Origin of the sequence: Ketobacter sp. GenoA1 (assembly GCF_003671475.1) — a bacterium.
Lineage (GTDB): Bacteria > Pseudomonadota > Gammaproteobacteria > Pseudomonadales > Ketobacteraceae > Ketobacter.
This window is the reverse complement of record NZ_RCHM01000042.1, coordinates 39071-62962: the sequence shown is the minus strand read 5'-3', so window position 1 is coordinate 62962 and position 23892 is coordinate 39071. Positions and strand designations below refer to the sequence as shown.

Annotated in this window: 20 protein-coding genes; 11 read left to right on the top strand and 9 right to left on the bottom strand. The window is 55.5% G+C overall.

Annotation, left to right across the window (positions count from 1 at the left end; all coding sequences use genetic code 11):
• Positions 1–48 precede the first annotated feature (48 nt).
• Positions 49–459 carry a hypothetical protein gene (locus tag D9N13_RS14395; protein ID WP_290591545.1) on the bottom strand — a complete coding sequence of 137 codons (411 nt, stop codon included), beginning with the start codon at positions 457–459 and terminating at the stop codon, positions 49–51.
• Between the two features lie 262 nt (positions 460–721).
• Here D9N13_RS14395 and D9N13_RS14390 point away from each other — a divergent pair, with 262 nt between their 5' ends.
• The gene (locus D9N13_RS14390; protein ID WP_290591543.1) at positions 722–2872 is read left to right on the top strand and encodes a VTT domain-containing protein; all 2151 of its coding nucleotides are present in this window, start codon (positions 722–724) and stop codon (positions 2870–2872) included.
• Complete coding sequence (locus D9N13_RS14385; RefSeq protein ID WP_290591541.1) at positions 2869–3609, top strand: endonuclease/exonuclease/phosphatase family protein; 741 nt, start codon at positions 2869–2871, stop codon at positions 3607–3609. The genes D9N13_RS14390 and D9N13_RS14385 overlap by 4 nt, the downstream gene beginning before the upstream one ends.
• On the opposite strand, the gene D9N13_RS14380 is transcribed toward D9N13_RS14385, so the two are convergent.
• Positions 3606–4658, bottom strand: coding sequence for a hypothetical protein (locus D9N13_RS14380; protein WP_290591539.1), 1053 nt, complete (start codon positions 4656–4658; stop codon positions 3606–3608). The genes D9N13_RS14385 and D9N13_RS14380 overlap by 4 nt on opposite strands.
• Positions 4659–4773: 115 nt before the next feature.
• The gene (locus D9N13_RS14375; protein ID WP_290591537.1) at positions 4774–5685 is read right to left on the bottom strand and encodes a LysR family transcriptional regulator; all 912 of its coding nucleotides are present in this window, start codon (positions 5683–5685) and stop codon (positions 4774–4776) included.
• A 90-nt stretch (positions 5686–5775) separates the two neighbouring features.
• Here D9N13_RS14375 and D9N13_RS14370 point away from each other — a divergent pair, with 90 nt between their 5' ends.
• The 5 genes from D9N13_RS14370 to D9N13_RS14350 all read left to right on the top strand — a co-directional run bounded on the left by D9N13_RS14370 (position 5776) and on the right by D9N13_RS14350 (position 10513).
• The gene (locus tag D9N13_RS14370; RefSeq protein ID WP_290591535.1) at positions 5776–6990 is read left to right on the top strand and encodes an acyl-CoA dehydrogenase family protein; all 1215 of its coding nucleotides are present in this window, start codon (positions 5776–5778) and stop codon (positions 6988–6990) included.
• A gap of 25 nt (positions 6991–7015) precedes the next feature.
• Positions 7016–7837 carry an SDR family oxidoreductase gene (locus tag D9N13_RS14365; protein ID WP_290591533.1) on the top strand — a complete coding sequence of 274 codons (822 nt, stop codon included), beginning with the start codon at positions 7016–7018 and terminating at the stop codon, positions 7835–7837.
• 21 nt (positions 7838–7858) lie between these two features.
• A complete protein-coding gene (locus D9N13_RS14360; protein WP_290591531.1) occupies positions 7859–8932 on the top strand; it encodes a phosphotransferase family protein in 1074 nt (357 codons plus the stop codon).
• Positions 8933–8945: 13 nt separating this feature from the next.
• Positions 8946–9641: a histidine phosphatase family protein gene (locus D9N13_RS14355; RefSeq protein WP_290591529.1), complete on the top strand. Its 696-nt coding sequence runs from the start codon at positions 8946–8948 to the stop codon at positions 9639–9641.
• A 101-nt stretch (positions 9642–9742) separates the two neighbouring features.
• Positions 9743–10513 (top strand): SDR family oxidoreductase, encoded by a 771-nt coding sequence (locus D9N13_RS14350; RefSeq protein WP_290591527.1) that lies wholly within the window; start codon positions 9743–9745, stop codon positions 10511–10513.
• A 434-nt stretch (positions 10514–10947) separates the two neighbouring features.
• On the opposite strand, the gene D9N13_RS14345 is transcribed toward D9N13_RS14350, so the two are convergent.
• Both D9N13_RS14345 and D9N13_RS14340 read right to left on the bottom strand, forming a co-directional pair.
• Entirely contained in the window at positions 10948–12294 is a 1347-nt protein-coding gene (locus D9N13_RS14345; RefSeq protein WP_290591525.1) for an alpha/beta hydrolase, read from the bottom strand.
• A gap of 164 nt (positions 12295–12458) precedes the next feature.
• Positions 12459–13805 carry an alpha/beta hydrolase gene (locus D9N13_RS14340; protein ID WP_290591523.1) on the bottom strand — a complete coding sequence of 449 codons (1347 nt, stop codon included), beginning with the start codon at positions 13803–13805 and terminating at the stop codon, positions 12459–12461.
• Positions 13806–14114: 309 nt separating this feature from the next.
• Here D9N13_RS14340 and xseA point away from each other — a divergent pair, with 309 nt between their 5' ends.
• The 4 genes from xseA to D9N13_RS14320 all read left to right on the top strand — a co-directional run bounded on the left by xseA (position 14115) and on the right by D9N13_RS14320 (position 19827).
• Positions 14115–15470 (top strand): exodeoxyribonuclease VII large subunit, encoded by a 1356-nt coding sequence (xseA, locus tag D9N13_RS14335; RefSeq protein WP_290591521.1) that lies wholly within the window; start codon positions 14115–14117, stop codon positions 15468–15470.
• A 54-nt stretch (positions 15471–15524) separates the two neighbouring features.
• The gene (locus D9N13_RS14330) at positions 15525–16487 is read left to right on the top strand and encodes a LysR substrate-binding domain-containing protein (protein ID WP_290591519.1); all 963 of its coding nucleotides are present in this window, start codon (positions 15525–15527) and stop codon (positions 16485–16487) included.
• A gap of 61 nt (positions 16488–16548) precedes the next feature.
• Positions 16549–18939 (top strand): efflux RND transporter permease subunit, encoded by a 2391-nt coding sequence (locus tag D9N13_RS14325; protein WP_290591517.1) that lies wholly within the window; start codon positions 16549–16551, stop codon positions 18937–18939.
• A 60-nt stretch (positions 18940–18999) separates the two neighbouring features.
• Positions 19000–19827, top strand: coding sequence for a DUF2914 domain-containing protein (locus D9N13_RS14320; RefSeq protein ID WP_290591515.1), 828 nt, complete (start codon positions 19000–19002; stop codon positions 19825–19827).
• Between the two features lies 1 nt (position 19828).
• Here D9N13_RS14320 and D9N13_RS14315 read toward each other — a convergent pair whose 3' ends face one another.
• The 4 genes from D9N13_RS14315 to D9N13_RS14300 all read right to left on the bottom strand — a co-directional run bounded on the left by D9N13_RS14315 (position 19829) and on the right by D9N13_RS14300 (position 23889).
• Positions 19829–20491: a class II aldolase/adducin family protein gene (locus D9N13_RS14315; protein WP_290591513.1), complete on the bottom strand. Its 663-nt coding sequence runs from the start codon at positions 20489–20491 to the stop codon at positions 19829–19831.
• A gap of 91 nt (positions 20492–20582) precedes the next feature.
• On the bottom strand, positions 20583–22004 hold the full coding sequence (gene der / locus D9N13_RS14310) for a ribosome biogenesis GTPase Der (RefSeq protein ID WP_290591511.1): 1422 nt from the start codon (positions 22002–22004) through the stop codon (positions 20583–20585).
• Positions 22004–23203 (bottom strand): outer membrane protein assembly factor BamB, encoded by a 1200-nt coding sequence (gene bamB, locus D9N13_RS14305; RefSeq protein WP_290591509.1) that lies wholly within the window; start codon positions 23201–23203, stop codon positions 22004–22006. The genes der and bamB overlap by 1 nt, the downstream gene beginning before the upstream one ends.
• Positions 23203–23889 carry a YfgM family protein gene (locus D9N13_RS14300; protein WP_290591507.1) on the bottom strand — a complete coding sequence of 229 codons (687 nt, stop codon included), beginning with the start codon at positions 23887–23889 and terminating at the stop codon, positions 23203–23205. Before D9N13_RS14300 ends, bamB begins: the two co-directional genes overlap by 1 nt.
• Positions 23890–23892: the final 3 nt, after the last annotated feature.

Sequence of the window (23892 nt, the reverse complement as noted above, 5' to 3'; positions counted from 1 at the left end):
ATGCAAAGGTGCCTCCACAACACAACACCTAATCGGTGCAATCGTGAATCAGGGGGCAAACAACAACGGTTTGCGACTTTCCCTGCGCGCATGATGATCCCCCAACCATCTGACACAGGCATAGGCAGCGCCCGCCGCTATGGGGTTCATACCATCTTCAACGCAAAGCTGCCGCATCAGTTGATCGGCGGGTTTACGATAGTTATCCGGATCCAGCAGGTCATGCCGCATCAACTGATAGAGCGCATCGTGTACCAACGAGGCCCGCATGAAGCTGGCCACATCCGGGACCCCGGATGGCCCATCCCAGGCATAGCTTCTGGCCAGCATCAGAGTGCCGTCCGGTGCCAGTTGAATGTAGTCTGTAGCAATACCCCGCGCAGGTATAATGGGTGTGCGCAGGGTAAACTCCCCTTCCAGCTGATATTTATAACCTTTTTTAAATGCAATTCTGAGCATGGTTTTGCCCCTATGAAAACCAATTCATTACTGCTACTACCCCATTTAACGCTCACCTCAACGCCGGGTAAACCCGCAGACAAACTTCTGTTATTTTCTGGCAATGCCCATGTGTAACTTTTACAAAATCCGCTGTAAACGGCACGCCCAGCCCCCCGCTGCTGCCTAAATCACTTCGAAGTGCGCGGTTTCAAGGCCTGGCCCGGCCATGGCATACTATCTGCAGCTTTCTGAGATACATTAGGACGATACGAGGTTCCGCATGAAACCCAGCGACCTGTTTTCAGAAGATTCCAATTGCTGGCGCCATAGTCTGGCCACCTATATGTGCCCCCTCATCGATTGCGCCAATTACTACCGGACGCTCTATCACGCCATTGTTGCCGCCCGCAAGAGTATTTTCATCGCCGGTTGGGATATCGATAGTCGCATTGATCTGTTGCGGGGCGACGAGGCCAATGCAGTGGAAGCGCCAGTTAATATCTGCGAACTGCTGGCCTGGAAAGCCCGCCAGAATCCGGACCTGCGGATTTATCTGTTGCGCTGGGATTCGTCCCTGGCGTTCTTCAGCAACCGGGAAATCTGGGCCAAGGAAGTGTGGGAAGAACAGTGCCCCGACAACGTTCAGGTTTGCCTGGACGATACCATTCCCATGGGCGGCAGCCAGCATCAGAAAATCGTCGTAATTGACGACGAGCTGGCATTCAACGGCGGCATGGATATCGCCTGGTGCCGCTGGGATACGCGCAAACACGAATTCAACGACCCCCGCCGCAACGATACAGAAGGGCCTTACGGCCCCATTCATGATGTACAGGTCATGGTAGCGGGCCCGGTGGTGCTGGAGTTCGCCAAGCTGTTGCGTTGGCGCTGGAAGCTGGCTGCCAACGCCTGCGATAAGGCGATCTCGGCACCGCAGACATCCCGGGAGCTTCCCGCAAGCTGGCCCCACTTCTGTAAACCACTCGCCCGTAACATTCCCTGCGCAATCGCACGTACCATTCCCTTTATGGATGCGGTAGAACCCGCCCAGGAAGTACGGCACATGCTGCTGGACCTGATTCATGCCGCAGAAGAGTTTATTTACATCGAAAACCAGTTTGCCAGTCGCGAGGAAATTGCCGAGGCATTAAACCAGCAATTAAAACGAAAACCACAATTGAAAGTGCTGGTGGTCAGCTCCTACGAACCCAAGGGCACCATGGAATGTGAAGCCTACTGGGCCGGACGCATTGACTTTAAGAACATTGTGGAAAACGGTGTGCGCCCGGATCGAATCCGGATTACCCACTCCTCCGCCCAGCCGGGCTCCGGTGATGCCGCGCTGAAACGCATTCATTCCAAGTTGATGACCATCGACGACCGCTATCTGGTGATCGGCTCGTCCAACTTCAGTAATCGATCCATGACGCTGGACACCGAATGCGATTTGATATTTGCCGCCGACAGCGAACCACAGCGGGCTGCCATTGCTCACCTGCGCAATGATCTACTGGCAGAACACACCAGCCTTTCCATTGCGCAGGTAGAGCGTATCCTGCAACAGGCTCAATGCATTGATGGTTTGCTGCAGGCCAAATCAAACAATCAATACCACTTATCCGAGGTCAATGATCACAAGTTTACCGATCAGACCTGGCAGGATGTACTGGCGCCGATATCCGATCCGGAGGAGCCGTTGGTACCACCCCTGCCCCTGCCCGATGGCAGCCACTTGAATCTGCCCAATCCGCGTAAAAAAACCTTGGTGATCGGCAGCGTACTGATGCTGTTCGTATTACTGGCGGGTGTGGTACTGGCCGCAAACCACTACATCAGCTGGTTCAACAGTGAAAATCTGAGCGCTTTTCTGGAGCAGGCCCGGGGCACCAGTATGGCGCTGCCCACTGTGCTGATCCTGTACGTCGTCGGGGGTCTGTTTTTCTTTCCGGTCACCGTCATGTCACTGGCGGTGGCAGCGGTATTCGGGCCGATCTGGGGGCCGATCTACGGGATGTCCGGCGCCCTCACCAGTGCCGCGGTAATGTTTTGGGGTGGCGAAAAACTGGGAGACCGTGGCCTGCGCAAACTGGGGGGCCATAAGGTTCAGAAAGTGGATGAGGCTTTCAGCAAAAGTGGTGTGATCGGTGTCGCCACCATTCGCCTGCTGCCCATTGCACCCTATAGCCTGGTGAACTTGGTGGCCGGCATCTCATCCATCAAATTACTGCCGTTTCTCCTGGGTACTTTCCTGGGGATGTTACCACCGATGATTGCAAAAGGGCTGGTGGGGGATTCTTTATCGGACCTGGCCACCAACCCTTCCACCCGGTCCATCACCTACCTGGCCATCGGCATACTGATCTGGGTGGGTGTTATCGTGCTGTCGCGGCATTTCGCCCGCAAACTGCAATCCCGCGATGTAAAAGCATGAATCAAACGGACACGCGGCTACGGGTCATCAGCTACAACATCCATGGAGGGCTTGGTACCGACGGCATACACTCTTACGAACGAATCGGACGTTGGTTGGCAGAGCGCGGGGCCGACATCGCGCTGCTGCAGGAATTTGATACCCGCAGCCAACAGCGGGATACGGTTGCCGACATCCAGGCCTTGTGCAGGGATCACTTCCAGCAGTTGCTGCCCTCCCCTACAGTGACAACCGCCCATGGCTGGTACGGCAATGCCATCCTCACCCGTTACCCGGTGCAGGAGGTGCATACCATCGACACCAGCCAGCGCGGCCTGGAGCCGCGCAACATTCAGCAGGCGACACTGCAAACACCGTCCGGCACATTGCAGGTTATCAACACCCACAATGGTTTGCAGCGCATTGAGCGTAAAGTGCAGATCGGCTTACTGAGCGATCATATCGCGGGGTTGGACATCCACATGGGTTTACCCCTGGTGGTTGCCGGTGATTTCAACGAATGGCAGTTGTTCTCGCGGGCGTTCAGCACACTGAATCAATTGCTGACGCCCCATGCCACCGGTAAAACCTTCCCGACCCGCTGCCCCGTATTCAGACTGGATCGGGCCTGGTCTTCCCCGGCGGACATTGTGCAGGCAGCGCGCGTCGTGAAAACACCCGAAACGCGCCGCTATTCAGATCATTACCCCATTGAACTGGAACTGACGTTAGCCGCGGCCAGAGCCCGTCCGCGCTAGTTAACCAGAACGGAAACCGGTACATCCACCCGCGATTCACCTCTGCTAACTTGCACCACCGCACCGTGAATGCCGCGGGGCAATTCGGCGCCAATGATACTGGCACGCCAACTGCCGGTAGCATCAAACTCCACACTGAGCCAATCGGTTTCGCGGGTACCATAGGCCACTGCCACTTGTGGCTCCATGTCCGTCACCGGGTTGCCGTCAATCAACAGCTGCTGCGGCGACTGCACCAGGCCATCACCTTGATCAAAGACGAATACTACAGGGGCCTGTATGCCTTCAGCCCGATCCAGGGTCACCATGGTTTCACCCATGCTGCGGGCAACAATCCCCAGCCCCGGAGACAACCACATGGAGGTCACCACCAGGGGATAACGCTGCAACGTGATGCCCATATAGGTGATGGCCACATCAATATTGATCTGCAGTTCAACCGCCGGCACTGAGCCCATTTGACCGGTGCTGATCAGGGATTTCTCGCCCACGACCGATCTCCAGTAATAATCACCCACCAGCAACACTTCCCCATCCGGCGCCACCAGATCCGCATCCAACGCTGAAAATGTAAAGCCCTGACCGCGGTCGTTCAGTGGATCATAAACACGCCGCAGATTATGAAATTCGACACTGCCTTCCAGCGCCACACCTTCAAGACCGGGCAGGCCCGACAGCGATGCAAACAGGCCACCATACTGGATCACATTGCCATCGGAGAGAAAATATTCCTGGCGCGGCATGGCCGCGGATGTGTGCTGCATGGACACCATCGAATTGTCGCGGACCATCACCTCTGTCTGCAACGTCACTTCGTCACCATCGCTGTAATACCAGGTTACCTGATCGGACACCGGAAAATAAATGTTGCCATCCAGAAGAGCGGAAAAAGGGGGCTCAGGCTCCGGTACATTGTCCGTATTACCGTCATCATTTTCAGATGAAGTGCTGGTGTTGCGTTCTACCGATGATGAATTGGTACCCCCACCGCTGCAGGCTGACACCCCCAGTATCACCGCCAGCAAAAGCAAAGACTTTACAAAATTCATAAGCCATCCCTTGTTCGTGTTCTGATTATAATTTTCTGCGCATCGTGCCACACTTGAGGGCATCTTACATGGGTAATTTTGTATCTACAGACCAACGGAGACGTTAATAAATTTATTAACGCAGCTGGCGCTCATGGAGCCGGATAACCTGCTCCCGCAACCAGACATTGGCCGGGTCATCATCAACCGACTCATGCCAGTACAGATAGTTGGATACCGGTTTCAACTCCAACGGCATGGGCCAGATTTTCAAATCATGATAGTGCTCATTACGCAGTGCATAATTTTTGGGGATAGTCAGTAACATCTGGGTGTGGGCCACGGTACTCAGGGCCACAAAGTAATTCTGACAGCGCATGCCAATGTTGCGATGATAACCCATCCGCCCCAGCTCGAAGTCCTCCACCACGGGGCCACTGCGTCGCGATGACACCACCACATGGCGGGAGTGCAGGTACTGCTCCAGATCCAAGCCCCCTTTCAATGCCGAATGACGCTTGCGGGACACCACCACAAACTCATCTTCAAGCAACACCTTGTGCCGAATATTGGCACCGATGGGCAACAGCACATCAAAGGCCAGATCCAGGCGCCCGGCGGCCAGCTCCGTTTCCATGTCACGGCGGGGAATGCGCACACTGCTAAACTGCATCAGAGGAGCCTGATCTTCCAGCTCGGCCACCAGCTCCGGCAGCAACACTGATTCCACCACCCCGCGCATGGCCAGCACCACCTGCTTGCTGTTGGTGGCGGGGTCGAACACCTGGGGCGCGGCGAAGGTGGTCTGCAATTGCTGCAGGGCTTCACGCACCGGCTGAATGATGGAGCGGGTCACCGTGGTGGGCACCATACGATTGCCGGAGCGCACAAACAACTGATCCCCGTAGGTCTCCCGCAACCGGGCCAGCGCATGACTGACGGCAGGCTGGGTCAGGTTCAAGCGGGCCGCCGCCCGGGTGATGGAGCCCTCACGATAAATGGCATCCAGTACCACAAACAGGTTCAGATCGACTCGACCAATATGCATACAATTTATAACCTTTGATAAGGACTATTCATTGGTTTAATTATGACAAGTCTTCTAATCTAGGCGCAAATCATAAAAAGGAGCCCCGCCATGGATTTCTCTCACTCCCCCAAAGCACAGGAAATGATTGCCCGTGTACAAGGCTTTATGGATAAGCACATCATCGCCAACGAGCTGAAATACATGGAGCAGGTGGATGAACACAACGGTGACTGGACCCAATGGCAGGTGCCACCGCTGATGGAAGAATGGAAAGAACGGGCCAAAGAGGAAGGCCTGTGGAACCTGTTTCTGCCGGATGAGGAATACGGCGCCGGCCTCAGTAACAGCGAATACGCCCCCCTGGCGGAAATCATGGGTTATTGCCCGTTTGCCTCGGAAGCCTTCAACTGCAGCGCGCCGGACACCGGCAATATGGAAGTGCTGGTGAAGTACGGCTCTGAACAACAGAAAAAACAATGGCTTGAACCGCTACTGGCGGGCGACATCCGCTCTGTTTTCTTTATGACCGAGCCTGGCGTGGCCTCCTCCGATGCCACCAATATGGAAGCCACCTGTGTGGTGGACGGTGATGACGTGGTGCTCAACGGCCGTAAATGGTGGAGTTCCGGTGTGGGCCACCCCCACTGCAAAATCGGAATCTTTATGGGCGTCACGGATCCGCAGGCCCCCCGCCACAGCCAGCATTCCATGGTGTTGGTACCCTTGGACACCCCCGGCGTCAAGATCGAGCGCATGTTGCCGGTATTCAACCGCTTTGACGCACCGGAGGGTCACGGGGAAGTGTCCTTCACCAATGTGCGGGTGCCCAAGGAAAACATCATTGCCGGCCCGGGCCGGGGCTTCGAAATCGCCCAGGGGCGGCTTGGCCCGGGCCGCATTCATCACTGCATGCGCCTTATCGGGGCGGCGGAGCGGGGCCTCAAGCATTTGATCGAGCGCTCCCTGCAACGCACCGCCTTCCACAAGCCTCTGGCCAAATTAGGTGGGAACGGTGACATCATTGCCAATTCCCGGGTGGAAATTGACATGGCGCGCCTGTTAACTCTCAAAGCCGCCTACCTGATGGACACCGTTGGCGTGTTCGGCGCCATGACCGAAATCTCCGCCATCAAGGTGGTAGCACCAAATGTTGCAACAAAAGTGATCGATGCGGCCATTCAAATCCATGGGGGAGGTGGTGTATCTAATGACTTCCCATTGGCACTGCTCTATGGCTACGCCCGGGTACTGCGTTTGGCCGATGGCCCGGACGAGGTGCACCGCGGCCTGATTGCCCGTATCGAGTTAAATAAATACAAGTAATACACAAGGTATCAGTAGGCACGATATGACAAATCAGGTAAAAACAGTCGCCATCACCGGTGGCGCCAGCGGACTAGGTAAAGCCATGGCGCTGCGTTATGCCAGGGCCGGTTGGGGTGTCGCCATTGCTGACATTCATGAGGAACGCGGCGCAGCCACACTGCAGGAACTGAAAGACCTGTGTGGCGACGCCTGCTACCAACAGGTGGATGTGCGGGATGCCAGCGCGGTTGAGGCCTGGCGCGACACCATTCTGGAACGCTGGGGCCACATCGATGTGGTGATCAACAATGCGGGCATTGCCTCCCATGGCGGCATCGCGGAAAGCTCACTGGAAGACTGGGAGTTCACCATCGACATCAATCTGATGGGTGTGGTGCGCGGCTGCAAGTTGTTCAGCCAGGTGATGAAACAACAGGGCCACGGGCATATCGTCAATATTGCCTCCATGGCCGGCTTGATTCATTCGCCGGAGATGAACAGTTACAACGCCACCAAAGCCGCCGTGGTCGCCCTGTCGGAAACCATGCTGTTTGAGCTGGCGCCGTTTGGCATTGGCATCACCGTGGTGTGCCCCGGCTTCTTCCAGACCAATCTGGCGGAATCCACCCGCTCACCGGACTCCCACGCCCAGGCACACGTGAGTAAAATGTTGGCCACATCCGACATAACAGCGGATGATATAGCAGACCAAGTGTTCACGGCGGTGGCCGGCAATCAGTTTATGTTGCTGCCCCACAAAACCTACCGCAACACCTGGTATTGGAAACGGTTTATGCCGTCACTGTATAACAACAAAATGGGACAATACGGCGCCAAGCTGGCAGCCATGCGCCGACAAACTTAAAGATTCTGATGGAGTGACTACATGAGTGAAGTGTTAGACCAGGCTGGGCAGGTTCGGGAAGGCGAAGAGCTGGATCCCAAAATCATCACCGATTACATCAAATCCGTGGTACCGGATGTTAAAGGGGAAGCGGTGATTACCCAGTTCCCCGGTGGCGCCTCCAACCTTACTTATTCCGTGAAGTTCGCCAACCGGGATTACATCCTGCGGCGTCCGCCCTTTGGCACCAAGGCCAAGTCTGCCCATGATATGGGGCGCGAATACAAGGTCATGAGCAAGCTCAAGCCGGTCTATCCCTACGTGCCGGAAATGATTTCTTTCTGCGCCGAAGAAGGCAGTCCGTTGGGTTGTGAGTTCTACATCATGGAACGCCTGGTGGGGATCATTCCCCGCAACGAATTGCCCGCCGGCCTGAACCTGACCACCGACCAGGTGCGCAGGCTCAGTGAGAACGTGGTGGATCGCTTCGCCGAGTTGCACAACGTGGATTATGAAGCCGCCGGCCTGCAGGATCTGGGCAAAGGCATGGGTTACGTGGAGCGCCAGATCGGTGGCTGGTGTAAACGCTTTGCCGCAGCCAAGACCGACGACGTTCCTGATTTCGAAAAAATCATGGGCTGGCTGAACGACAACATCAAGCCCCAGGCAAAAGTCACCCTCATACACAACGATTACCGCATGGATAACGTGGTACTGAGCCCGCAGGACCCAACGGAAGTCATCGGTGTACTGGACTGGGAAATGGCCACCCTGGGTGATCCCCTGATGGACCTGGGTAACTCACTGGCCTACTGGATCCAGGCGGATGATCCCGCCGAGCAACTGATGATGCGCCGCCAACCCACCCACCTGCCCGGCATGCTGACGCGGGATGAAGTGGTGGCCCGTTATCTGGATAAAACCGGCCTGCAATGCGACGATTTCCTGTTCTACAAAGTCTACGGGGTGTTTCGTCTGGCGGTCATTCTCCAGCAGATCTACTACCGCTATTATCATGGCCAAACCACAGACAAGCGCTTCGCTGCCTTTGGCCCCGGTGTGGCTGTGCTGGAACGACAGGCAGCCAAACTGCTGCAGGACGCCGGCCAACTGTGATGGGTGATGATTGATGGCTGCCATCTATTTGATTCGCCACGGGCAGGCTTCGTTTAACAGCGATGACTACGATCAACTGAGCCCCGTTGGCAAACAGCAATCTGAAGCTTTGGGTGCCGCGTTACAGCAACGCGGCATCCGCTTTGATGCCGTCTATGCCGGCTCCATGAAACGCCATGCGCAGACCGCCTCAGGCTGTCTCAAGGCCATGGGCTGCACTATCACCCCCACTGTCCTTGCAGGCTTCAACGAATACGATCACGAAGAGGTTCTGCAGCGGCACCGGCCCGAGTTCGGCAACAAACTGCAACTGGCGCAATACCTGTCGCAGCACCCCAATCCGCGGAAAGCCTTTCAGACCGAGTTTGAACTGGCGCTGCATCGCTGGCGGGCGGGGGATTACGATCATGAATACAATGAAACCTGGGAGCACTTCAACCAGCGTTGCAGCGCTGCCCTGAATCACGTACGCGATCACAGCGGCGATGCAAAATCCATTGCCGTGTTTTCCTCCGGCGGCCCCATCGCCATCGCCACCGGACACTGTCTGGATCTGAACGACGAGCACGTTGCCGAACTGAGCTGGTCAATCATGAACGCATCGGTGACCTGCCTGCTGTTCAACCGGGATAAAATCACGCTGCGTTACTTCAATGACTTTTCCCATTTTGATTATGGTGAGGACAAATCACTGCTCACCCATCGCTAAATTATTACGCCATGAGAAAATCCGCTGAGACGAATGGTTCACTATCAGCAGATCATAATAATGGCACCAAGCTCACCCACTATTGAGAAGAGGCCCAACCCATGGACATGAAAAACCCTTTTGACCTCAGTGGTCGCATTGCCCTGGTGACCGGCGCGTCCCGCGGCATCGGCGAAAGCATCGCAAAATTGCTGGCAAGCCAGGGTGCCCACGTAATCATATCCAGCCGCAAAATCGATGACTGCCAACGGGTAGCGGACGACATTAAAAACGATGGCGGCAGCGCCGAAGCCTGCGCCTGCCACATCGGGGATATGGAGCAAATCAGCAGTATCTTTGCCCACATCAAAAATACCCACGGCAAACTCAACATACTGGTCAACAACGCTGCGGCCAACCCCTATTTCGGCCACGTGCTGGATACTGATCTGGGTGCCTATCAGAAAACTGTCGATGTGAATATTCGGGGCTATTTTTTTATGTCGGTGGAAGGCGGCAAACTGATGCGTGAGGGCGGCGGCGGCTCCATTATCAACGTTGCCTCGGTCAACGGCATCATCCCCGGGGCCATGCAGGGCATCTACTCCATCACCAAAGCGGCGGTGATCTCCATGACCAAGACCTTTGCCAAGGAGTGTGCCGGTGCCGGCATTCGCGTTAACGCATTACTGCCCGGTGCAACCGATACCAAATTTGCCTCGGCACTGGTGAAGAATGACGCCATTTTGAATCAATTGTTACCCCATGTTCCCCTCAACCGGGTTGCTCAGCCGGACGAAATGGCCGGCGCCGTTTTGTATCTGGCATCCGATGCCTCCAGCTACACAACCGGCACCAGCCTGGCAGTGGACGGCGGTTACCTGATCGGCTAAATCGATTCATGATCAGAGCATCCCGCCTTACAACGGGATGTTCTAACGCATGCTTTTCATCCTGTTTTTATTCCTTTTGCTTGTATGCAACCCCTGCTAATGCACCCTGGTTATAGGTAAGATCCTGTTACAAACCGCCACGTTGACGATTGCCTGCCATGGGCGCACCATGGGTTCGTCAACGCGCAATGTCGCGCGTGTCGAAATTGATATCACACTGATATTGATCACGACAAGACACAGGAGACTGACTCATGAAAATTGCGTTTGATAAAGACGTGCTGTTCAGCCTAACCAGCAAAGAAGAAGAACAGATGTTGAACAGGCTACATGAATATTTGGATTATATGTATTTTGCCAATTGAAGATGACTGAATTTAAAAAGGGCTCCCGCATGGGAGCCTTTTTCTTGATACCGACTTTGTGCGCATCAATTACAACGCGTTCAACCAGGCGGCCATTGCTGGAAAGGACACCAGCGGCGCCTGATTACCATTAACCACATCAATGTGGCCACTACCGGGCACCTCGATCCAGCTGTCACGGGGATCTTTGGTTTTACCATCAAACAGAATACCCACCATGGTTTCCGTATCCACCAGCGCCGACGACTCAGAAAATACCGCAAATGCCGGCACCGTCATTCTGGACATGTTATCCCCATAGTAATAATAACCATCACCAACAGTACGATCCGGCGGCATCACCACATCACGGTTTTCATATCCATTCTGCCAGTGCTCCCGAAACACACCATTGATCGCCCAATCGGAATACTGGGCCGTCACCCCCATATAAAAACTGGAAATCACCAGCCGCGCGTGAAAATCCTCTACATAACCGTTCATATTTGCCGTGCGCCAGAAATCCAACGCACCGAAAATATTAGCCCACTGCGGCAAACCGCTTGGAAACGCGTTGGCAAAAGCCGTAATCGTCTTAAAGGTCAGATCCAGGGCGCCGGAAACAATAACCGGTGGCAGCAAAGACATAACCCAGGGCAACACGGCATCCAGATCCACTAGCCCGCCCTGCGCCAAGCCGGCGAACATCGAAGGATTATCCAACAGCCAGGTATAGGGGTAGAAGGGAATCCCGGCCGGGTCCAAGCCGAGAAATCCCAGCACTTGTTGATTACGTATCTGCGCCAGCTCAGCACTGGACGTTACGTGTGGCAAATAATTCCCGGCGGCAACCACAGCCGCATCCATGGTAATGCCCTGCAAGTAAAGATAGGCGCACAGCCCCCCGGTGGAGTGGCCGCCGATGACCGGCCGTTTGTTGGTGACTGCGATCACTTTTTCAATGGCCGCCGGCACATCCAACGCACACCAGACATCCAGATTGGCGTTGGGATGCCCGTGCTCACTGTCATAGCCACCGCGACCCACCCCCCGGTAATTGGGCATCCACACATCGTAACCCTGGCGGTACAGGTAATGGGCAAGGCTGAAATATTTGAGATTGTCTTTCTCGATTGCAGCATCCGACCATGCCCATTCCGGGGCGTCATCGGGCAAGCGATAGTTATAGCTGTTGAGCCACGCCGGCGAATGCACATCGAACTGATGATTATTCAGGGTTATACCAGGGAACAACACCACGGGAGTGCCATTGCTATAGGCTGCACCCGGGTCGGGCCGGTAACGACGCATTTTAATATTGATGCCGTCTGCAGTGTTGGCCACATATAAGCCTTCAACGCCGCTACCACCACATGCGGTTAATAACAGAGTGAACAGCAACAGGATTGAGAGGGGCGCTATCCTTAAATCCAGCATGACGGATTCCAGCCTTGTTTTTGTTAGGTCATCTACGGTTGACCACTGTATTTGGGTGTCATGGGTAGCAGGAAGCCGAGCACAAAAAAATGGCCTCTCTGACAGCGCAGAGAGGCCATTTCAAATTGCTTTACTACAAGCCTGCTGGTGCAGGCCTGGCCTTTTTACAGGCTATCCAACCAGTCAGCGATGGCCGGGAATGAAACCGTCGGCGCCTGGTTTCCGTTTACCACATCGATGTGGCCGGAGTTGGGCACTTCGATCCAGGCATCTTTGCTGTTGTAGGTTTTACCATTGTAGATGGTATCCACCATAGTGGCAGTATCCACCAGACCCGAGCTGGCCGAGAACACAGAGAACGCCGGTACAGTCATACGGGACATATAGTCATTGAAGTAGTAGTAACCATCGCCCGGTGCACGGTTAGGTGGCACTACCAGGTTGGCGTTCTCCTGACCATTCTGCCAATGCTCGCGGAACTCACCGTTGATACCCCAATCCGCATACTGTGCGATGCCGCCCAGATAGAAAGAGGAGAACGCGATACGGCCAGTGAAGTCTTCTACATAGGGATCCATGTTCACCACACTCCAGAAATCCAGTGCGCCGAACAGGTCCGCCCAAGCAGGCAGATAGTTGGGGAACGCATCCGCCAGATTACCAATGGTAATAAACACCAGGTCAATTGCGCCACTGGTGATCACCGGTGGAAACAGGGACATGACCCATGGCATCACCGCATCCAGGTCAATCAGAACTTCCAATGCCAGAAGGTCGAAAATCAATGCGTTGTCGATCAGCCATTCATAGGCCAGAATGGGCGAGCCAGCAGGATCAATACCAACAAATGCCAGGGTATTGGCGTTGCGCTCAGCCGCCAGGGCTGCACTGGAGGTCACATGGGGCAGGTACTCACCGGCCGCCACAGTGGCCGCGTCCATGGTGACGCCCTGCAGGTACAGATAAGCACACAGGCCACCGGTGGAATGCCCGCCAATAACAGGTTTCTTACCGGTTACCGCACGCACCTTATCCACTGCCGCCGGGAAATCCAGAGCACACCAGACATCCAGATCCGTGTTGCCGTTGCCCTCTTCACTGGCATAGTCATCACGACCCACACCGCGATAGTTCATCATCCATACGTCGTAACCGCGCAGATACAGATAATGCGCGGTGCTGAAGTATTTCATGTTGTCTTCCTGGATGATGGGGTCGTTCTTGGCCCAGGCGGGTGCATCATCCGGTAATTCAAATTTGTAGCTGTTCAAGTATGGTGGTGTAAACGTATCCCACTGGTGGTTGTTAAGAGTGATCCCGTTCGCCAGCAGAATGGGCGTACCGTTACTGTAATTGTGACTGGGTGATGGACGATAGCGTTTCATCCCAATTTTAACGCCATCTGCGGTGGTGGTATTGTAGAGGCCTTCCACGCCACCGCCGCCGCAACCGGTCAATACGATTGCAACGCACATCAACAGCGCGCTGCCTAATGGTTTTATCAATTTCATAAATTACCCTACCCTAAACTCTGTTGTCTCATTTTTTTTATCGTGCAGTTTTTATTATCCAGCTCTTCACGAGCTTTCCTGGATTGTGTAAACCACCAAATCATCCTAACAAAGATCAGTCCCGGAAATTTGTATCAGTGGGACAGTTACTACAGGCTGTGACCATTTCCAGCCGATATTTACCCAAATAGGCGTAACTTTATGTAATCGTAGCGGATACCTAAGTTTCGGTTCTGTAACGTTTTTCTTGAAAGCCCTATTAAGTCAAGTGATGTAGCGCCGTTATCAGGAATTGAGTATGATGCGGCCATGAACGAAGACATACCCGCCCTACCACAACGACACGTTTTCTCGGTGTCAGAACTCAATAACAGTGTCAAACGTTTGCTGGAACACCAGTTTCCGGCCATCTGGCTTGAAGCGGAAATATCGAATCTGGTTCAGCCCCGTTCCGGCCACCTGTATCTGACGCTGAAAGACGATCAGTCCCAACTGCGATCCGCCATGTTTCGCGGCAACAATATCCGCCTGCCATTTCAACCCAAGGATGGCATGCAGGTGCTGGTACGGGGGCGCTTGAGCCTGTTTGCCCCCCGCGGTGACTATCAGTTGATTATCGATCATATGGAAGAAGCCGGATTGGGGGCCCTGCAACGGGCCTTCGAGCAGCTGAAGGCAAAACTGGGGGCAGAAGGGCTGTTTGAAGCAGATCGAAAGCAACCGGTTCCCACCCGTCCGCGGCGCATCGGCGTGGTAACCTCTGCCACCGGTGCGGCCATACACGATATTCTGTCAGTACTGAAACGCCGCTTTCCGCTGACTGAAGTGGTGCTGTACCCCTCCCTGGTGCAGGGCAGGGAAGCCGTAAATGCCCTTTGCCAGGCCATCGCTGCCGCCAACCGCCGCAACGAATGTGATGTATTGATTGTGGGCCGCGGTGGCGGCTCATTGGAAGACCTCTGGTGTTTTAACGACGAGCAGGTAGCCCGCGCCATTACCGCCAGCAAGTTGCCCGTGGTCAGCGCGGTGGGGCACGAAACGGATTTCACCATAGCGGATTTCGTGGCCGACGTCCGGGCACCGACGCCATCGGCGGCAGCAGAATTGCTGAGTGCCGATGGGCGGGAACTGCTGGACAAGCTGTCGGGCTTTCAGACCTGGCTTACAGAACACCTGCGGCGGCGCTTGATGGAGCAGCAGCAAACACTGGACTGGCTGAGCCGCCAGCTCAAGCATCCCGGCAAACGCCTGCAGGAACACAGCCGGCGCCTGGAAGAGCTGGAATGGCGTCTGCGGCAATCCATACAACGCACTTTGCAACTGCAGCAGAATCAACTGCACAGTGCCCGGATTCGCCTGCACAACCAAAGTCCCGGCATGCAGATCAACACACTGGCCAAGGACATTGCACAACTGGAGGCCCGGCTCAAACGCGGCTTCAGCCAACACGCCGGAAATCGTTCCACGCAGCTCCAGCACCTGGCGCAACGGCTCAACACGGTGAGTCCGCTGGCAACCCTGTCGCGGGGCTATTCCATCACCAAAACCCGGGAAAACACCATTCTGCGCAGCAGTGATCAGGTCCAGCGCGGCGACACGATCCGGACCCAGTTACACCAGGGGGCTCTGATCTGCACAGTGGAGCAAACCGAAAAGCCGCAATAGTACCGGCACCTGCTATAATCAGATGATTCAAATTCATCCGAGAACCAGTGCGAAATGGCATATAAAGGCCCTTCCCTACAGACGTTACGTGTTTTTCAGGTCGCCGCCAGAGAACTCAGTTTCAAGCGCGCGGCGGCTGAACTCAATGTGACCCCATCCGCCGTCAGCCACCAGATCAAAGGGTTGGAGCAACAGCTGCAGTTCAGCCTGTTTCGACGCCTGAACCGGGCTCTGGGCCTGACCCCGGCGGGGGAGGAGTTGCTGCAGGCCGTGGATCTGCATCTGTCGCAGCTGCAGAGGGCGGTGGGGCAGGTCAGCCGCCGCCACGGCGCCCCCGCCATCCGGGCCCATATTCTGCCGTTCATGGCCACCGAAATCGTAATTCCCAGGCTCTACGAGTTCCAGCAGGACAATCCCGGCCTGGAACTGCGCATCGAAACCAGTTACTCCTCCAGTGACCAGTTCACCCTATCCGACTGCGATCTGGGCGTGCGCTTCGGCACCGGCAGCTGGCCCGGACTGATGGCGGAAAAACTCATGAGCCTGCGCGTAACACCGGTGTGCTCGCCTGAATTCCAACGCCAGCACAAAATGAAAACCCTGGCGGATATTCGCGGCAAGACCCTGATCAATCTGCCCATGGAACCCAATCCGTGGCAACGCCTGGCAGAGGAATCCGGCATTGCCCCCCTGCCCCCGCACCAGGAAATCACCCTGGACAATTACCTCAGCAATCTCACCGCCGCGGAACAGAACCTGGGACTTGCCCTGGGGTTGCTGCCCATGGCCTTCCCCATGCTGCAAAAGAACCGCTTGATCGCCCCCTTCGACGTGCACTTCAGCATAGATGAGTCATACTGGGTGGTGTACCGACCGCAGGACGCGCAGCGGCCGGAAGTGCAGACATTCAAACGCTGGCTGATTGGGCTCTTTGCCACCCTGCAGAACAGTTCAGATGAATTTTATTCATTCGAGGCGCAAAAGGTTTCGTTTGTCGCTAATCCACATACCCACTAGCCTCAAATATCCACTTGTGACCTTACATTGAATCTTAACCCGACAAGAGCGTTCATCCGTTATGCTGCAGGACCGCCTGAATCACTATCTGGTTAACCATCCGCTGCTCATCATTGCCTTCAGCCTGGTGCTGGTCGTTGCCCTTGGGGCCGGCCTGCCGCCACAAATCACCACTGATTTTGAAGAATTCTTCCCCGACGAAGACGAAAACCTGGTGGCTTACCACCATCTGCAAACCACCTATACCAACGTGGACAACGTCTACTTTGCCATCGCTCCCAAAAGCGGGGTGGTGTTCGATCAGGATACGCTGGGCATCATCGCCCACATGACCGAACAGGCTTGGCAGCTGCCCTATTCCCAACGGGTGGATTCCCTCACCAATTTCCAGCATACCGTTGCCGAAGAAGATGACCTGCTGGTGGAAGATCTGGTTGTGAACCCCCGCCAGGCCAGCCGGGAACAACTGACAACAGCCAAAGCAGTGGCCCTGGCGGAACCACAACTGGTCAACCGCCTGGTGGACCCCGCTGCCCGGGTGGCCGGGATCAACGTCATCGTTAATTTTCACAATGCCGCCGACAAAAGCACGGCCATACCTGAAGTGGTGCAGGCCGCCCGCGCCTTTCGGCAACAGTTCGAGGCCAAATACCCACAGGCGGATTTTTATCTGGTGGGTAAAGTGATGAACAACAACGCGTTCAAGGAAGCCACCCTGTACGACATGAAAACCCTGGTGCCCATCGCCTTTTTGTTCGCCCTGGCCTGCGTTGCCGCGTTTATGTTTTATGCCAGCGGCAGCGTACTGACCAGCATCATGGGCACCCTGGCCACCTTGACCGTGATCGTCACCTCCGTGGTGGCGGCCATGGGTGCCATGTCATGGCTGGGTATTCATATCTCCCCCCCGGTGGCCAATGCTCCCACCATGATTCTGACCCTGGCCATTGCCGACAGCATGCATATTCTGGCCACCTACTTTCAAAATATGCAGCAGGGCATGAACAAACGCGCAGCGATGGAAAGCAGCCTCAACCTGAACTATCAGCCGGTGATGCTCACCAGCCTCACCACGGTGATCGGTTTTCTATCATTGAATTTCAGCGCCTCACCACCGTTCCGTGATCTGGGTAACGTGGTGGCCATTGGTGTGTTTGCCGCCTGGATCTTTTCCATTGGTCTGCTGCCCGCACTGGTGGTGTTGCTGCCGTTCAACATCAAGCAACATAAATTGCAACAAGGGGCAAGCAACGATGCATTGGCCAATTTCGTCATTCGGCGCCGCGTACCAATTTTCATTGCCGCCAGTGTCCTGATTGTCATCAGCACTTCCTTCCTGCTGGACAACCGCCTCAATGATGTTTGGGCGGAGTACTTCGATGAGCGCACAGAGGTGCGCATGCATTCTGATTTTGTCCGCAACAACCTGACCACCAACAATACCATCTCCTTTTCGCTGGATTCCGGCGAGGAAGGCGGCATCAGCGATCCGGCGTTTCTGCAAACCAGTGAACAATTTGCCCGCTGGTTGCAGGCGCAGCCGGAGGTGATTCATGTGGCAACCTATACGGACATAATGAAACGCCTCAACAAGACCATGCATGGCGATGATCCCGCCTGGTACCGATTACCCGAAGAGCGGGAACTGGCTGCGCAATACCTGTTGCTGTACGAGTTCAGCCTGCCGTTCGGACTCGACACCAACAATCTGCTGGATGCCGGCAAAGCGTCGACCCGCATCACCGCCACGGTGGCGGACTCCTCCACCGATAACATTCTCGGCCTGCAGCAACGTTCGCAACAATGGCTGCGGGACAATGCACCCAGCGCCATGTACCACCCGGGCACCAGTTCCGACATCATGTTTGCGCACATGGGCTACAGTAACATTCGCAGCATGCTGGAAGGCTCTGCCCTGGCATTGCTGATCATTTCCCTTATTCTGGGCTTTGCCCTGCGCTCGGTGAAATTCGGTCTGATCAGCCTGATACCCAATCTGATTCCAGCGGCGGTTGGCTTTGGTGCCTGGGGTATGCTGGTGGGACAGATTGGTCTGGGGCTGTCTGCCGTGGCCGGCATGACACTGGGCATTGTGGTGGACTATACGGTGCACTTCCTCAGCAAGTACCTGCGCGCCAAGCGGGAGCAGAACCTGAACGAACCGGATGCCATCCGTTACGCCTTTCGCACAGTGGGCACCGCCCTGTTCGTCACCACGTTGATTCTGACCGCCAACTTTGGTGTACTGGCGCTGTCCGATTTTCGACTCAGCTCGGACATGGGGATACTCACCGCCGGCACCATTATCGTTGCTTTGCTGGTGGACTTTTTCTTTCTGCCACCCCTGCTGATGTTCCTTGCCCGTAAACCGTCGTCACAATCGATACCGGGCACCGACGACAATCCCCAGCAGCCTCATTCCACTCCGAAATCACCACTGGAATCATTGTGATCCCGCTGCAAACTGGCTATGCTCGTGGCCTTTAAATCAAGGCCACGGGCAGCCACCGGCATGAGTAAAACTGAGCGCACTGAGTTCAATCATTACCAACACAACGCACCGGAATACACAGAAGACATTCTCTGGCATCGTGTCTATGGTGTGATCGGGGGGATTGTATTGATCATCGCCCTGCTGGGCTTAGGGGCGTACAGTTTATTCAGCAGCGGCAATCCGGAACCCACATTCAATGTGGAGACACTGGCAGCGAGCGGCGCCATCCCGGCTGCCGAAGACAGCAGCACTGCTGCATCACCCCAGGCCGCGCCTGTGACAAAGCCAGTGACGAAAGAGGCACAGGCTAATGCGCCGTTGCTGAGCAGTGAACGGGGGCATGCACAGCCGGTTGAGGATCAGCCGGTTGACGAGATCCAGACTCAGACCCAGGCAATATTGGCGACAGAGCCAGCACCGGCTCAAACTCAATCGCAAACTCAAACCACACAAGCGGATAATGGTACCGCCACCCCTGCCGGTCATGAAGTGCACATCACCATCTTAAGCGACGACCTGAGCGCTGCAATTCTGACCGACGCCATGGATGGCCTGGCGCCAAAGAGGCAACTGAGTCACACCGACGAGCTGGGCGAAGGTTTTATCAAACTGTACTTTTATACCGATTTACAGGGCCGCGCGGGGGACACCCTCACCTACAGTTGGTACCGCAATGACAAACGGGTGGCCAAAGTCAGAATTCCGGTGGGCAGTGACCGCTGGCGCAGCCATGCCAGCAAAAACATCAGTGCCAGGATGCGAGGCAACTGGAAAGTGGTGGTGACGGATCACCGGGGTAACAGGTTGGCCGAATCAGAATTCTATTTGCCCACGCCGGCTTCCTGAATCAATGCTGGCTAAAATAGTGCTCATCCAGTTGATGGGCATCCAGCACTGCCTGCAATAATCGGGAGCCGGCGTTTTCCACATCCGCCCCATAGACGATGATGCCATCCTCATGGCCCTGCATGGCGATGATCCCTTCTGCTGTGTCATCTTCCACAACCAGCCTGCGTACGGCATCGGCCATGGCTGGCGTGCCATAGGCAACACTGCGCGGTGTCATCTTCATGTTCAGTTTTTCGGCCCGCTGCCATAGCAATGGGGAATGCACATGGATAACCGTTTGAATGGCAGTGGCAGCCTGATAGAGCGCAGCATGGGTCAGGGCTTCTGACGAGGGAGGTAATGGGCCACGGGCGCGGATACGGTTGCGCCGGACATCGGTTTCTTCCACCAGCACGTAATGTTCCCGGCACAACAACGGTAAGTGTCCGGTCTGGGTGCCGGAAATCACAAAGCTGTCCTGCTCTGCCCGATGGCTCAGGTTGCCATAACCCAAGCCGCCATAACGGGCTGGATCCTGACCGATAAAACCCAGGCGATGCAGGTAGCTTCGCCACACGTTGAGTTCGGCAAACTGGGGGCAGTCGATATAGTGATCCGTAACAAAATCCAGCTGATACTGGATTACGCCTTCTTGTGGTGGGGTGTCAGGTCGTTGTCCCATGCCAGCACTCCGCTTGTAATGCTCGTCTGACGGCTCAAGCCAGCCACCGGGGTCTGATGAGAGGGCCCAATTTCTTGGTCGACTTCAGACCTTAGCGTTTTTTCTTTTTCTTCTCCAGCTTTTTATGATGAGTCACCATGCGCTTTTTCTTGTGAATCTGCCTTGGCGTCAGCGTATTACGGCGCCCGGCATAGGGATTGTCGCCGGTTTTGAATTCGATACGAATGGGGGTGCCTTCGATATCCATAATGCGCCGGAAGGTGTTTTCCAGATAACGCCGATATGATTTAGGCACACTTTCGGTCTGATTACCGTGAATCACCACCAATGGCGGGTTGCTGCCGCCCATGTGGGCATAGCGCAATTTGATCCGGCGCCCGTTTACCATCGGGGGTTGATGATCGGACAACGCATCTTCCAGAATTTTGGTGAGAAACGGTGTCGACAGTTTTTTAAACGCACACTGGTAGGCTTTCTGGATGGATCGGTACAGCTCACCCACGCCGGTACCGTGTTTGGCGGAGATAAAATGTATTTTTGCGAAATCCACAAAGACCAGGCGACGCTCCAACTCAGACTTGATGCGCTCTTTCGCTTCCGCCTCCATGCCATCCCATTTGTTGATGGCGATCACCAGGGAGCGGCCGCTTTCCAGTACAAAGCCCAACAGGTGCAGATCCTGTTCCACAATGTTCTCACGGGCATCCAGCACCATCACCACCACATTGGCGTCTTCGATGGCCTGCAGGGTTTTGATCACCGAAAACTTTTCCACTGCCTCGTTGACACGGCCCCGTTTGCGAACGCCCGCCGTATCGATGATGGTGTAACGCTGACCATGACGCTCGTAAGGTATATAGACACTGTCGCGGGTGGTACCCGGCATATCGAACACCACCACCCGGTCTTCCCCCAGCATGCGGTTAACCAGGGTCGACTTGCCCACATTGGGGCGGCCGACAATCGCCATCTTGATGCCTTTCTCTGCCTCTTCCTGCGCTTCGGCTGATTCCTGTACCGGTTCGGGCATCTCTTCAAAAACGTGATCGATCAACTGGCTGACGCCACGACCATGAGCCGCTGCGATGGCCAACGGATCGCCCAGGCCCAGGCTGTAAAAATCCGCCACCACCACATCCTGATTGAGGCCATCGATTTTGTTGACCACCAGGAACACCGGTTTTTGACGGGCCCGCAGCACCTGCGCCAGCATCTCATCTGCCGCCGTCACCCCCGCCTGGGCATCCACCAGAAACAACACCATATGGGCTTCTTCAACCGCCTGCAGAGATTGATCGCGCATATAGGAATCGATGCCTTCCTCGTCACCGGAGATACCACCGGTATCAATCACAATGAACTCACGCTCGCCCAGCCGGGCATCGCCATACTGGCGGTCACGGGTCAGCCCCGGCATGTCGGCAACGATGGCGTCGCGGGTCCGGGTCAAACGATTGAACAGTGTGGATTTACCCACATTGGGGCGGCCTACCAGCGCGATTACCGGTTTCATTATTCCTCAACTACCTTATAGGCAGCCAGCTCACCACTGTTGCCCTGCACATAAACGATATCATCATAGACCACCGGTTCCGCCCGTAAACCATCGGCCGGGTCGGTGACGCGACGTAACGACTGGGCCTTCTGGCTGGCAAACTGGTAACGCTTGACCCCCACCTTGGCGCGGGCCAGAAAACTGCCATCCCGATAGGAAAGCCAGTACAGAAACCCTTCAAAATCCCCCACCAGCACGTAACGATCATAAGCCGTGGGGGCACCCAGGCCACGCCCTTTCAAATCGTCCAACTGCCAGATATCGGTACCGGAGACTGAATCCTTGGCGTACAAAACACTGTCTTCATCCACCACATACACTTGGGACAGAAACTCAGAAACGCCGCTGTAGGAAGACAAGGGCTTGCTCCACAGCACCCGGCCGGAGGGAACATCAATGGCCGCTAGGCCACCCTGATACGTGACGGCATAGACGATCTTACCGGACACCCAGAAACGGCCATCCAGATCAATCAAACGCTCCAGCTCGGAGCGCCCTTTGGGTTCACCGATCAAGCGTTCCCAGGCCACGAAGCCACTGTCCGTATCCAGTGCCACCAGCTTGCCATTGGCAAATCCCGCCAGCGTAGCCCCACCCATTACCACCGGGCTGCTCTCACCCCGCAAGGTAAGAATGGGAATGCTGGTATCAAACAGCCAAACCGTTTTGCCATCCTGGCGGTCCAGGCCATGCAGACGACCGTCAATGGTTTGCACCACCAACCGCTCACTGCCGAACGCCGGAGCCGACATGATTTGCCCGCCCAGCGCTTTTTCCCACAGGATGCTGCCATCCTCTTCGTTCAGAACAATGATTTCACCGTTGGCGGAACCCAGGGCCACCATGCCATAGGCCGCACTCACACCACCGGTGATTTTTCGATCCAAATCCACACGCCATTCACGGGCACCAGTCTTGCGATCCAGCTTGTACACTTCACCATCGATTGCAGCAGCAAAGGCCCAACGCTCCGTCAGCGCAGGCTTCAGGCTCAGATACGCCTCACCCACCCCATCACTGATGCGCGCGGTCCACAGCTTTTCGATATCCAGCTGGGCTTTGAATTGTGGTACGGGGGAAGGGGCCACCACGCTTTCGTCACTACTGCAGGCCATCAGCAGCAACGGCAGCAGTAAAACCAGTACTCGGTAACCCATCAGTTCCCCGCCACCAGCAAATTATCGTACTTGAATTTCAAAATGGGACGACTCTGGCCTTCATTCTGGTCGGCACTCAGCTCCATGGCTTTTTTGTAGGCCTCCCGTGCTTTGTCCTGATCGCCCATGGCCACATAGATGTCACCGCGCACTTCCTCGTACGCATCCGCCTGTGAGCCGGGCTGAACTGAATCCAGCGCCGTCAAGGCGGCATCATACTGTTCCTGCGCCGCCAGCACCCGGGCCAGCCGCAAATTGGCAATCAAACGGGTAGCCGCACTGCTGGTATGCTCCATGGCCCACTTCAGCTGCGGCGCGGCAGATTCCTGGTCGCCTTCCATGACGGCTTCCTTGGCCAGCATCAATGCACCAAATACAGCGTATTCACTGTCGCTGAAGTCGGTCTTCAGCTGTTCACCCAGGTGGTTCAAGGTTGCCAACTGGCCTTCCAGCTCTTCGGTATTGCCCTGCATCCGGTTCTGATCCGCCGCCGTTGCCGCTTCGATCACCTGCCCGTAGAGCATGGCTGCGGCTTCGCTGTTTTCCTGCTGGCTTTGAGTCCAGCTGTGATAACCGAAGACGGCCGCAATGGCCAGTACAATACCGATCAGCACGCTGTTACCGTTGGTTTGCCACCATTTCTTGATTGCTTCGATTTGTTGTTCTTCTGTGCTGTACACGTCCACGTT